11 protein-coding genes, 1 tRNA gene and 1 other RNA gene are annotated in these 12,003 nt (G+C 69.3%); 9 read left to right on the forward strand and 4 right to left on the reverse strand.

The window, feature by feature from the left end; genetic code table 11:
• Positions 1-9: 9 nt before the first annotated feature.
• Positions 10-108: signal recognition particle sRNA small type (gene ffs / locus AB0D85_RS38595), an RNA gene on the reverse strand.
• Between the two features lie 72 nt (positions 109-180).
• Here ffs and AB0D85_RS38600 point away from each other — a divergent pair.
• The 7 genes from AB0D85_RS38600 (at position 181) to AB0D85_RS38630 (ending at position 6,665) form a co-directional block, all read left to right on the forward strand.
• A tRNA-Ser gene (locus tag AB0D85_RS38600) sits at positions 181-265 on the forward strand.
• Positions 266-562: 297 nt separating this feature from the next.
• Positions 563-2,992: a helicase-associated domain-containing protein gene (locus AB0D85_RS38605; RefSeq protein WP_362331104.1), complete on the forward strand. Its 2,430-nt coding sequence runs from the start codon at positions 563-565 to the stop codon at positions 2,990-2,992.
• A gap of 95 nt (positions 2,993-3,087) precedes the next feature.
• Positions 3,088-3,303, forward strand: coding sequence for a type II toxin-antitoxin system VapB family antitoxin (locus AB0D85_RS38610; protein ID WP_307662469.1), 216 nt, complete (start codon positions 3,088-3,090; stop codon positions 3,301-3,303).
• Complete coding sequence (locus AB0D85_RS38615) at positions 3,300-3,722, forward strand: PIN domain nuclease (protein ID WP_362331108.1); 423 nt, start codon at positions 3,300-3,302, stop codon at positions 3,720-3,722. Before AB0D85_RS38610 ends, AB0D85_RS38615 begins: the two co-directional genes overlap by 4 nt.
• 559 nt (positions 3,723-4,281) lie before the next feature.
• Complete coding sequence (locus tag AB0D85_RS38620; RefSeq protein WP_362331111.1) at positions 4,282-4,560, forward strand: CopG family transcriptional regulator; 279 nt, start codon at positions 4,282-4,284, stop codon at positions 4,558-4,560.
• Entirely contained in the window at positions 4,557-4,982 is a 426-nt protein-coding gene (locus tag AB0D85_RS38625) for a hypothetical protein (RefSeq protein WP_362331114.1), read from the forward strand. Before AB0D85_RS38620 ends, AB0D85_RS38625 begins: the two co-directional genes overlap by 4 nt.
• Positions 4,983-5,243: 261 nt before the next feature.
• A complete protein-coding gene (locus AB0D85_RS38630) occupies positions 5,244-6,665 on the forward strand; it encodes an ATP-binding protein (protein ID WP_362331117.1) in 1,422 nt (473 codons plus the stop codon).
• Between the two features lie 28 nt (positions 6,666-6,693).
• Here AB0D85_RS38630 and AB0D85_RS38635 read toward each other — a convergent pair whose 3' ends face one another.
• Together AB0D85_RS38635 and AB0D85_RS38640 are read right to left on the reverse strand one after the other, a co-directional pair.
• Positions 6,694-8,292: an FAD-binding oxidoreductase gene (locus tag AB0D85_RS38635; protein WP_362331120.1), complete on the reverse strand. Its 1,599-nt coding sequence runs from the start codon at positions 8,290-8,292 to the stop codon at positions 6,694-6,696.
• Between the two features lie 277 nt (positions 8,293-8,569).
• Positions 8,570-9,586, reverse strand: coding sequence for a DNA-directed RNA polymerase subunit alpha (locus AB0D85_RS38640; protein WP_362331124.1), 1,017 nt, complete (start codon positions 9,584-9,586; stop codon positions 8,570-8,572).
• Between the two features lie 216 nt (positions 9,587-9,802).
• On the opposite strand from AB0D85_RS38640, the gene AB0D85_RS38645 reads away from it, so the two are divergent.
• Complete coding sequence (locus AB0D85_RS38645) at positions 9,803-10,024, forward strand: hypothetical protein (RefSeq protein ID WP_362331127.1); 222 nt, start codon at positions 9,803-9,805, stop codon at positions 10,022-10,024.
• A gap of 432 nt (positions 10,025-10,456) precedes the next feature.
• On the opposite strand, the gene AB0D85_RS38650 is transcribed toward AB0D85_RS38645, so the two are convergent.
• Positions 10,457-11,338: an SDR family oxidoreductase gene (locus AB0D85_RS38650; RefSeq protein WP_362331130.1), complete on the reverse strand. Its 882-nt coding sequence runs from the start codon at positions 11,336-11,338 to the stop codon at positions 10,457-10,459.
• An 85-nt stretch (positions 11,339-11,423) separates the two neighbouring features.
• On the opposite strand from AB0D85_RS38650, the gene AB0D85_RS38655 reads away from it, so the two are divergent.
• Complete coding sequence (locus AB0D85_RS38655; RefSeq protein WP_362331133.1) at positions 11,424-12,002, forward strand: helix-turn-helix domain-containing protein; 579 nt, start codon at positions 11,424-11,426, stop codon at positions 12,000-12,002.
• The last annotated feature ends 1 nt before the right edge of the window (position 12,003 follow it).

Below are 12,003 nucleotides of genomic sequence, written 5' to 3' on the forward strand. Positions count from 1 at the left end.
CGCCCGGAGAACGCAAGCGCCCCCCACGCACCCGCCAGAGCCGACCTACCCTTGCTGCCTTCCGGCCCTGGGGGAGTTCAGTCAGATAGCGCCGCGTGAGGGGCTCTGCACAGAGTACCCGACGTCAGGGGGTAGGAACGAGTTCGCGAGCACTCCTCTGGGTCATGTAATGTTCCCACCGGAGGATTCGCCTAGAGGCCTAGGGCGCACGCTTGGAAAGCGTGTTGGGGGCAACCCCTCACGAGTTCGAATCTCGTATCCTCCGCTCCTGCCTGACCAGGCGAAACGAAGATCCGAGCCGCGATTGCGGCTCGGATCTTCGGCGTGCGCTGGTTGCATTTTTGGTTGCATTTATATACGCCCATCAAGGACATTTCACAAAGCCGGAAGTCGGATCTTCTACTGCCGCCGAACTCGTCTCGTCGGGCTGGGACCCTGGTGGGGCCCCGGACTCTGTCTTCGTACGGCATCCGCGGATCTTGGAACTGAGCCATCCTTGTCCTTGGCGCCGAAGTGGCTCCGGCCCGCCTGTGACGTTCCCTGGCTGTCGAGGTGCACCCTCATGAAGTCCCGATCGACGCTTGCGACCTGGCTGAGCGAACTTGACGGTTGCCGCCTGGCACGCGTACTCACCCTGCGGAAGGACGCGGCCTCCTCTCCGGAACCTCGCTCGCTGGGGGAGCTGGCGGACCGTCTCCAGCGTCCGGGGTCCGTGGCACTCGTCCTGCCGCAACTCACGCTGCCGTGCCTGCAGGCCGCCGAGGCGCTGGCGGCCCTGGGAGCACAAGCGACCCGGGACAGCCTCGCGGAACTGCTCGGCTCGACGTCCCCTGCGGCGGTACACGCGCTGGACGCGACCCTGGAGGCGCTGTCGGACCGGGCACTCGTGTGGCACGACGGCAGCGAGGCACTCCGCATGCCCACGCCCTTGCGACAGGCGTGGAGTACGCCCCTGGGACTTGATGCCCCGCTGGAAGAGCTGCTGGCCGGCACCACCTCGGAGGAACTGCGCGGCATGCTGGCGGTCCTGGGTATCAAGCCACCCGGCACCAAACAGCAGCGGCTGGCGGCTCTGGTGGAGCATCACAGTGACGCGGAACGGGTCGCCGCTCTGGTGGCGGGAGCACCGGCGGCCACACGGAAGTTGCTTGAGCAGAGCGCCAGGTCCACGCCTCGTCAGTCACTGTGCGTCGTGTTCGGGGCTCCTGGCCCCGACCTCCAGCCAGGCGCCCGATGGGCACTCGACCGCGGGCTTCTGCTCCAGGACCGTCACCGGTACGGGCCCGTCCGGATGGCGGTCGAGGTCGCCCTGGCTCTGCGGGGCCCCGATTGGCACGGCCCGTTCGAGCCCCTGCCGCCTGTCCCACAGTTGGCGCCCGTCAGCTCCTCGGAGGTGGAGCGGGAGGCCGCGGTGGCCGCCACCGCGTTCGCGGCCCATGCCGCCTCCGTCCTCTCGGCGTGCGCGGCCGCTCCACCGACCCGGCTGAAGTCGGGCGGGGTCGGCGCTCGTGAGCTGGCTCGGCTCGGTAAGGCAGCCCAGGCGGACGACACCGTCGTACGCATCGTCCTGGAGACCGCGTACGCCGCCGGGCTCTTGGCCCGCGACGGCGATCGCGTACCGCCCACCGAGGCGTACGACGCCTGGGCCGAGCAGGAGCCCGCGGAACAATTCGCCGTACTGCTCCGGGCGTGGCAGGACCTGCCGCTCACTCCCTCCCAGTCGCGCGACGAGGACGGCAAGGCGCTTCCCGCACTCGCCGGTGCCCCTGACTGCGGCGGCTGTCTACAGGCCCGCCGCGGGCTGCTCACCGCGGCGGCGGGGCTTCCGGCCGGACAGGGCGTGAAGGTCGCTTCGGAGCTGGGGCCGCTCGTGGCCTGGCACCGTCCGCTAGCCGACGACGCCTCGACCCAGGACACAGCACCGTTCAGCACCGTGATCCGCGAAGGCGAACTGCTGGGCGTGCTGGCACGGGGTGCGCTGTCCCCGCTCGGTGCCCACCTGGCGGCCCACGCCGACGAAGAGCTCAACAGCACGGCCCGACGGCTGCTGCCCCCGGCGACCACGACGGCCCGGATCGGCGCCGACCTCACCGCCGTCGTCACCGGCACCCCGTCCGCGCGACTCGCGGCGCTGCTGGATTCGGTGGCCGACCGGGAGACCAGTGGCACGGCGTCCGTATGGCGCTTCAGCGGCAGCAGTATCCGCCGGGCCCTGGACGCCGGCCGTACCTTGGACGACATCACAGCCGACCTGGCAGCCGGTTCCGCCACGGTCCTGCCGCAGCCGCTGACCTATCTCATCGCCGCCACCGCACGAGGCCACGGACGGGTGCGCATCGCCCCCGCGGCCTGTGTCATCCACGGCGACGAACCCGCACTCCTGGCCGAGCTCGCCGCCCACCGCGCCCTGTCGAAGCTCGCCCTGCGGCAGCTCGCCCCGACGGTCCTGGTCAGCGGCAGCCCACCCGCGACGGTTCTGGCCACACTCCGCGCCGCGGGCTACGCCCCGGTCGCCGAAACCGCCGGGGGAACGGTACGCATCGAGAAGCGCCTGGCCCAGAGGGCTGCGGCTGCCGTCCCGCCCCCGCGAAGGAACGTCGGGCGGCGCGGCCCCGGGACCACCGCTGCCCGCGCCTCGGGCCTGCCCTCCGACGCCGGGATGGGTGCCCTGGCCGACCGGCTGCTCAAGGCCCCGCCGCACTCACCGGAACCCGATCCGTTCGGCAGTGGGGTGCCGTTCGCGACGGACACAGAGGAGATCGTCGCCGGATACGCGAAGCACCTGTCGTACAGCGACGTACGCCAGGTCGCCCATGCCATCGACACGGGTGCGGCCGTCACGGTCGAGTACATCGCCACGTCGGGCAACCGGACCGTACGCACCCTCAGCAACCTGGAACTCGACCCGCCGTACCTCGACGCCTGGTGCCACCTGCGTGAAGCGGAACGCGTTTTCACTCTCTCCCGCATCCATGGCGTGATGCCCGCGTAGGACTCGGCGGCCAAGGCTGGATGCCCGGGTGCGTCACCCTGCGAGCGCCTCACGAGATATACTTGCCCCCATATTTGATATCAGGGAGGCGCTAAATGAGTCGGACGGTTATCGACCTGGACGACGACCTGGTCGCGGACGTGGCGAAGGCCCTCGGGACGAGCACCAAGAAGGAGACGGTCAACACCGCTCTTCGCGAGGTGCTGGAGAGTAGGCGTCGCGCCCTGGCTCTCGCCCGGCTGCGGGCCTCGGCCGGGGACGGCGCATTCGATCTGGAGCTGTTCGAGAACAAGGGGAACTACCGCCGGTGAACGCGGCTCAGTTCCTGATCGACACCAGCGCGCTCGCTCGGTTCATGCGCGAGGACGCGGAGCAGTACGGCTGGGACCAGGCGGCAGCCGCCGGGCTCATCGCCACCTGCCCGATCACCGAGCTTGAGTTCTTCTACAGCGCCCGGTCGGCCGCCGACAGGGCGCGTGGCATCGAGGACATGCGACTGGTCTTCGGTTGGGTTCCCGTCGACGACCGCGCCTACGACCGCGCCTGGCAGGTCCAAGAAGCTCTCACCAAACAGGGAAAGCATCGCAGTGCGGGTGCGGTGGATCTCGTCGTCGCCGCGACGGCCGAGTTGCAAGGGCTCACCCTCCTGCACCGCGACCACGACTTCGCCTGCATCGCGGCGGTGACCGGTCAGGCTCTCCAGTGGTACGGCCCGGAGAGCGGCAAATAGACGGGCGCTGGTTGCAGTTCTGGTTGCATTCACCTCCGTACAGCAGCGTTCAGGAGCCCTACCCGCCACAGTCGCACCGCAGGTCAGAACGCTCCCGCACACCCCTGTACCCCCAGACGAACATTTGGAAAGCGTGTTGGGGGCAACCCCTCACGAGTTCGAATCTCGTATCCTCCGCAGCCGGATCCCGTCTCGTACGCTCGGCCGGATCGGACCGCTCCACCGCCCAGCCGGCGGCATTGGCAGCCCGGATGACCTCATCACGGACGTCGTCGGCTTCAGTGGCATCCCGTGCCGCCGCTTCCTTCGCCTCCGAGAGCGTGAGGTGCTCGCCAACCGAACATCATTCCCCGGGTACATGTGGACAGACCAACTGTCCACCGAGCAGCTGCGGAACCTTTGGCTCGATCGACCTGCCTCATCCGACGCAGCATGCGCTGATGAGAGTGAACGGCACGCGGTGGCCGAGTGAAGCGGTACGGATCGGCCATCAGCCTCCTTGCCCTACAGGTCACGGCAATCTAGTAGGGGCATTCACACCAAGAGTATGGTGACTTGTATGGCAACCAAGAAAGTAACGGTGACGATCCCCGAAGATCTCCTGGACGAGATCCGCGCCGAGGCGGCTGAGCGGGGACTTTCGGCGTACGTCGCCGAAGCCCTGCGATTCAAGCGCGATCGGGACCGGCTGCTGGAACTGGTCGACTGGCTGCAGACGGAACACGGCGCGGTCACCGAGGACGAGCGCGCGGCAGCGCTCTCGGAGCTGGAAGATCTCGACGCCGAGCACGAGCGTCGCCTGACCGCCGGAGGACACAACGCCGGAGAGGCCGCGTGACCAAGCGAGCCAGTGAGCACGGGCAGCGGCCACTGCGCACCTTCGTACTCGACTGCGAAGCCCTGTCCCTCGCTGTGCGTGGCGACCGCAAGATGATCGCCTGGCTCGATCTCGCAGCACGGGGCGAAGCCGAAGTGGTCACGTCGCCCATGACGCTGGTGGAGGCGTACGACGGCAGAACCACCGAGCAGCGCTGGGACTGGGTGCTCTCCCGGCTCAAAGTCGCCGACATCGGGAAGGACGAGGCCCGCCAGGCCCGCCGACTCCTGTCCGACGCCAAGCTTCACGGCCACAAGTACGCGATCGACGCGGTGCTCGCCATCATCGCCCGACAGCAGAAAGGGCAGGTCACCATCTTCACATCGGACGTGGACGACCTGGAGAAGCTGGTTCCGGAATCGATCGTCGTCAAGCGAGTATGACCGGCGCCCTGGTCTCAGTTCTGGTCTCATTCGTCGCCGTACGACGCCGTCCACCCTCCGTCCAATGGCCTACTCCACCCCAGGCCAGAACACCCCCGTCCCGCCCCGAACCCTCAGGCTGATTGACCCGCCTTGGCATTCCCTCTCGGCGCAGCGGCGCCTGTCGAGCCAATCGAAACCGGAGCCCCCATATCCCACTGGAGGGATAGTAGCGAGGGCGATAGTATCTTTGGCGATACTGTTGCCCTCGGGAGGCTTGTCGTGCGTCGCTTCATCGGGCGGGATCACGAGCTGAGCGTGCTCGGCAATGCCTTGCGGGGCGTCCGCGATGCCGTCGGGGCGGCGACACCGGGGCAGTGCGTCCTCATGCGAGGAAGGCGGCGGGTCGGCAAGTCCAGCCTCGTCGAGGAGTTCCTGCGGCGCACCGGGACGCCGTACCTGTTCTTCACCGCTGCGGGCGGCACGGCGGAGGACGAACTGACGGAGCTGCTCGACGCCGTCGCCAGATCCACCCTGCCGGAGCGGGGACTGTTCTCGGAGGAGACCCCGGGGCAGTGGAACGCGGCGTTCAGGCTGCTCGCGGAGATCCTTCCCGACGACCGCCCGAGCGTGGTGGTCATCGACGAGGTTCCGTATCTCATGGACCGCATCGACGCCTTCGAGGGCATGCTCCAGCGGGCATGGGACCGGCTGCTGAGCCGAAAGCCGGTACTTCTCCTCCTGGTCGGGTCCGACCTGTCGATGATGGAGGCGCTGAACAGCTACGACCGTCCCTTTCACCAGCGGGGGCGGGAAATGATCGTCGGGCCCCTGAACCCGGCCGACATCGGCGAGATGCTCGGTCTCTCTCCGGCCGCCGCGTTCGACGCCGCGCTGATCACGGGGGGTCTCCCGCTGATCTGCGCCGAGTGGCGGGCCGGAGCGGACCTCTGGGAATTCCTCCGCGACTCGCTGGACAATCCGATCTCGGCGCTGCTGGTGTCGGCAGAGCGGTCGCTCGCCGCGGAGTTCCCGCCCCAGGCGATGAGCAGGGAGGTGCTGCGGGCCATCGGGTCAGGGGAGCGGACCTTCACCAACATCGCGCGCGCGGCCGGCGGCATCGCCCACACCACTCTCACCCGGGCCACCGACGTCCTGACCGGGAAAAGGGTCGTGGCCGCCGAACTGCCTCTCTCACTGAGACCGTCGAAGGAACGCCGCTACCGGGTGGCGGACCCCTACCTGCGGTTCTGGCTCGCGTTTCTGGATCCGCACATGGCGGAGATCGAGCGGATGCGGGGAGATCTCACGCTGAGCCGCGTCCAGGAGCGGTGGACGAGCTGGCGGGGGCGTGCGATCGAGCCGCTCGTCCGGGAATCCCTCGCCCGTCTTCTGCCGGACGAGGTCCTGCCCGCCGCTCCGGCGATCGGCGGGTACTGGACCCGCGGCAACGACGTCGAGATCGACCTGGTGGGCGCCGACCGGCAACCGGTGGCCAGGCGGTTGCTCTTCCTCGGCTCGGTCAAGTGGCTGGAGAACTCCGCGTTCGACAGCCACGACCTGGCAGCGCTGCACAGGCACCGGGCAGCGATCACCGACGAACCGGTACCGCTCGTGGCGGTCTCCCGCGGCGGGGTCGCCTGTTCCGGACTCCAGGCGGCGTACGGCCCCGGGGAACTGCTCGGCGCCTGGCGCAGGACATGAGCGGGCGCCAGGCCCTTCGTTGTGGTTCTCAGCGCGTGCCGATCGCCTGGGCGTAGTCGAAGAAGCCGGTCGGGTCGTACGTCCGCTTCACGTCGACCAGACGGGGGTAGTTCGCGCCGTAGTAGGCCTGCCGCCAGTCCCGCAGTGTCGGGTCGGGGAAGTTCTGGTACGCGCCTTCGGGCGCCTTGCCGGAGAAGATGTCGTCGTAGAACTGCTGGAGCCAGTGGAGGTTGGCCTCGGCGACGCTGGGGAGGTCGTAGTCCGTCCACGAGGTCTCGGCGGCGAAGACGAAGAGATCGTTCCGGTGGACGAACGCGGTCGCGTCCGGCGGTACCTGGTTGATCTCACCGCCGAGGGCGAACATCGCGAACCCGGCCCCGTCCTCGTTGTTGCTGCCGGGCCACTCCAGCAGGCGCTCTGCTGCCGCGCCGACCTGCTGATCGGTCAGGAGCGTGCGGGAGTCCAGGATCGCCGATTTGGTGCCGAAGCGTTCGATCGGTGTGGTGGCGCTCAGCAGCACGCTCGCCTCACCGGGCGTGACCTGACGAACGGACGCGCTGTTGCGGGCGCGTTCCTCGGCCGTGCCGATCTTGAGCAGCGGGTCGAGGATGGCACGCAGTTCCTGGACCGTGCCGTAGAACTGGCCGATGGCGTTGACGTTGGCGTTCGCGTGGATCTGCGCCCTGGTCGTCCCGTTGGTGCCGATCCCCAGACGCATGTGGAACCGCCGGTCGCCCTCGGTCTCCTGGGCGATGTGCTGCGCGGTGGCGATCACGGGCAGGACGGAGTCCAGGCTCCAGCGGAGCTGGTAGAAGCCCACGGTGCCCTGGAACTGCTCGTACTGGAAGGTAAACGAGGTGTTGACGCCGAAGTTGTTGCCGGCTCCGCCGCGGCAGGCCCAGAACAGGTCCGGGTGCGTGTCCTCGGTGGCCTCGACCGTGTGTCCGTCGGCGAGCACGACGGTCGTGGCGACGAGCCGGTCGCAGGTCAGGCCGAACATCTTGTCGCTGAAGCCGATACCGCCGCCGAGCACCAGCCCCGCGACCCCGACGCTGGGGCAGCGGCCGGTCGGCACGAACATGCCCTGGTCCTCCAGCAGCGGATGCAGGTCGCCGTTGGTGACCCCGGCCCCCACGGTGACGGTGCCGGCGTCGTGCACGACCTTCATCGGCCCGTAGACCCGGGAGTGGGCACCGCCCTTCGCCGGAGTGGAGACGATGCTCTTCATGCGGGCCATGTTCAGCAGCAGGCCCGTGGTGGTCGAATACCCGGCGTAGTTGTGTCCCAGCCCGGTGCGCGGTACGGCGGGCAGCCCCACCCCGCGAGCCCAGCGGATCGCCTCGGACACGTCGTCGGTGGTCGCGCAGGTGACGATGCCGGCGGGCTGGATCCCGGCGTACCTGTGGTTGAACGGCAAGGACAGCGACAGGTATTCAGAACTGTACGGCCGGTAGAGGCTGGCCCCGGGCGACAGCGCGTCGGCCAACCGCTTCCAGTCCCGGGCGTCGACCGGCCCCGTCGCCTCGGCCGCCGCAGCCTCAGCCGCACTCACCGGTGCCTGCAGCCCCAGCGCCCCGCCGACGCCGCCCAGCACACCTGCCCGCAGCACGTCCCGCCTGTCGATCACAACGACCTACCCTCACGCAGCGGTCGCAGGCTCCTCCTGCGATCCCATCGGCCAGTTCGTCGATCGTCGACCGGTGCCGTCCCCGCCGGATGCCCACTCGCCAGACCCACCACCCGAAAGGACGAGGGACGCACTGCCAAACAGCTCAGACACAGCGCCCATGGAGTTGCCCGAGCGGACAGCGCGAAAGGGCGCGCCCAGCCGGAGTCGGCTCGGCGCGCCCTTCCCAGCGGCGTGCGCGAAGGTCAGGACGGGGTCACCCGCCCCGTCGCAGCCCTCAGTACTGCTCGGTCTCCATGAAACCGTTGCTCCCGTTGTCGTCCGCGTCGAAGGCGGCGGCGGTCGGGTCGAATCCGGGCGGGCTGTCCTTGAGGGCCAGGCCCATGCCGGCCAGCTTCGCCTTGACCTCGTCGATGGACTTCGCACCGAAGTTGCGGATGTCCAGCAGGTCCGCCTCGGAGCGCGCCAGCAGCTCGCCCACCGAGTGGACGCCCTCACGCTTGAGGCAGTTGTAGGAGCGGACCGTGAGCTCCAGCTCCTCGATCGGCAGCGCCAGGTCCGCGGCGAGGGCGGCGTCCGTGGGGGACGGGCCCATGTCGATGCCCTCGGCGTCGATGTTCAGCTCGCGGGCGAGACCGAACAGCTCGACCAGCGTCTTACCGGCGGAGGCCATGGCGTCACGGGGACGCATCGCCTGCTTGGTCTCGACGTCGACGATCAGCTTGTCGAAGTCGGTGCGCTGCTCGACACGGGTCGCCTCGACCTTGTACGTGACCTTGAGCACCGGCGAGTAGATCGAGTCGACCGGGACGCGGCCGATCTCCTGGCCCACCTGCTTGTTCTGCACGGCGGAGACATAACCGCGGCCACGCTCGACCGTCAGCTCCATCTCCAGCTTGCCCTTGCCGTTCAGCGTGGCCAGCACCAGGTCGGGGTTGTGCACCTCGACACCGGCCGGAGGCGCGATGTCGGCGGCGGTGACCAGACCCGGACCCTGCTTGCGCAGGTACATCACCACAGGCTCGTCGTGCTCCGAGGAGACGACCAGCTGCTTGATGTTCAGGATCAGGTCGGTGACGTCCTCCTTGACGCCCGGCACGGTGGTGAACTCGTGCAGCACGCCGTCGATCCGGATCGACGTGACAGCCGCTCCGGGAATCGAGGACAGGAGAGTACGACGGAGGGAGTTGCCGAGGGTGTAGCCGAAGCCCGGCTCCAGCGGCTCGATCACGAACCGGGAGCGGAACTCGTCGACGACCTCTTCGGTCAATGACGGACGCTGAGCAATCAGCACGAGGTATTGCCTCCAGTGTTTGGCGCCCGCTATCTGACGCCGTGGTCCCCGAAGGGTACGGGGCATTCGACATCCTACGAAGCCGAACCGCCCGGCTCCGCCCCGCTCCGCCCGGCCGCATGCCGTCCGGTCGGCGGGTTCGGGTTCCCGCGGGAGCGGAGTCCGACCATCGGCGAGGCTGCCAACGGAGCGGTCCGTAGGCGCATACTGGGGACGATGACAAAGCCTGCTGCACCGAAGCGTCATTTGCCCACCAGCCCCTTCAAGGCCGCTGTCACCCCGGATCCCAAGCACTTCGCCGTGGGTGACCAGGTCACCCATGACGTGTACGGCCTCGGCCGGGTGATCGGCATCGAGGACGGAATCGCGGCACTCGTGGATTTCGGCTCGGAGCAGATGCGGATCCTGAGCCCGTACGCCAAGATGACCAAGCTCTAGGACCGCTGTGCCCGGTCACGGCACGCCAGGCCCCTTCCGGGACCTGCAACGAAAGCGAGACCTCTCATCGAACTGACATCGCTGTTCTCCGCCCTGGAAGGACAGCCCCACGGCGCCGGTCCGGCATCGCCGCGCCCGACGACAAACCCCTTCCAGGCCCCGGACTTCGGGGACGACGAGGCCTTCCTGCCCGAGGAGGTGCAGGAGCCGGCCTGGGGCATGCGTACGACGCGACCCGAGGCGGCCTAGCCGCCACGCGTTCCCGTCCCCTTCAGGTCAGGAACAGGTCAGGAACGGGTCAGGGACGGGCCGGACGGGCCATCGGCACTCAGCCGGCACGAGCACGACGAGGGCTCCGACCGAGAACCGGCCGGAGCCCTCGTCGCGCCGTGGTCACGGCTCGGTCCGGCGTGCGCGGTCTTCTCGCGGCGGTCAGGGCTGGATGTTCTCCAGGTCCTCCAGAAGGCCGGGGTGCTTCGGCTCCCAGCCGAGCGTCTGCCGGGTGTGGGTGCTGGACGAGGGCTGGTCGGCCGCGAAGATGGGGCCGAGGGGGCCGTAGGTCTCCGTCGGCACCGACTCGACCGGCAGGTCCAGCCGCCGGCCGATGACCGCGGCGATGTCACGCACCTGGTCGCCCTCGTCGGCCACGGCGTGCCAGCAGGTACCGGCTTCCGCCTGCTCCAGGGCGAGCCGGAAGAGGACGGCCGCGTCGAGCGCGTGCACGGCCGGCCAGCGCTGTGCGCCGTCGCCCGGGTAGCCGGACACTCCGGTGCGGCGTGCGATGTCGGTCAGCACACCCGCGAACCCGCCCGCGCCCTGGTTGTGCACCGTGCGCGGCAGGCGTATCGCCGTACTGCGCACCCCGCGCGAGGCCAGCCCCAGGACCGCGGTGACCGAGCGGCCGCGACCGCCGACCGGCCCGTCGGTCGGTACCGGGTCGGCCTCGGTGGAGGCGCGGCCCGGTACCCAGGGCGTGCCCGAGACGGTGACGAAGGGGCGGCCGCTGCCGACGAGTTGCTCGCCGAGGGCCCCGAGGGCGGCACCTTCCTCGGCGACCGACTTCGCGACGGCCTCGGCGCTGCTGAAGTCGTGACCGAACGCCAGGTGGATCACCCCGTCGGCCCGGGCGACACCCGCGCGGAGGACGTCCAGATCGGCGAGGGCTCCCCTCAGCGGCTCGGCGCCGGCCGCCTCGGCCGCCTGCGCCGACGTGTCGGAGCGGGCGAGCGTGAGGACGGTGTGGCCGTTGCCGAGGAGCTCGGCGACGACGGCGGACCCGACCAGACCGGTGCCACCGGTGACGAAAACGCGCATGGAAACACTCCCGCAAACGATGGGACTCTTGTCCCATCACTATAGCGAGTGACGGGACTCTTGTCCCATCGCATAGGATGGCGCCATGGGTCGATGGGAACCGGGTGCGCGTGAACGCATGGTCATGGCTGCCGTCGACCTGTTCACCGAGCAGGGGTACGACGCCACGACGGTCGCGCAGATCGCCGAGCGCGCCGGGGTCACCAAGAGCACCTTCTTCCGGCACTTCCCCGACAAGCGCGAGCTGCTGGTGGCCGGGCAGGAGACATTGAGCCGGCTGCTGACCGAGGGGATCGCCGAGGCACCCGGTGACGCCAGCCCGCTGGAGGCGGTCGCCGCCGGTCTCGAACGCGCCTCCGGCGCGATGGGCCCCATGAACCGCGAGCTCGCCCCCCGCCTGAAGGCGGCCGTCGCCGCCAGTACCGAGCTCCAGGAGCGTGACACGCTCAAGAGCGTCAGCCTCGCGGCGGCGATGACCTCCGCCCTCGTCGCCCGCGGCGTGCCCGATCCGACCGCGGCGCTCGCGGGCGAACTGGGCCTCCTCGCCTTCAAACGGGGATACGCCGACTGGTCCGAGGGCGACCCCGACACCAAGGACGAACTCGTCGGGCACGTCCTGGCGGCCCTGGACGAACTGCGTGCGGTGAGCGCGTCACTGGGCTGAC

It is taken from the genome of Streptomyces sp. NPDC048277 (assembly GCF_040652235.1).
Classification (GTDB): domain Bacteria; phylum Actinomycetota; class Actinomycetes; order Streptomycetales; family Streptomycetaceae; genus Streptomyces.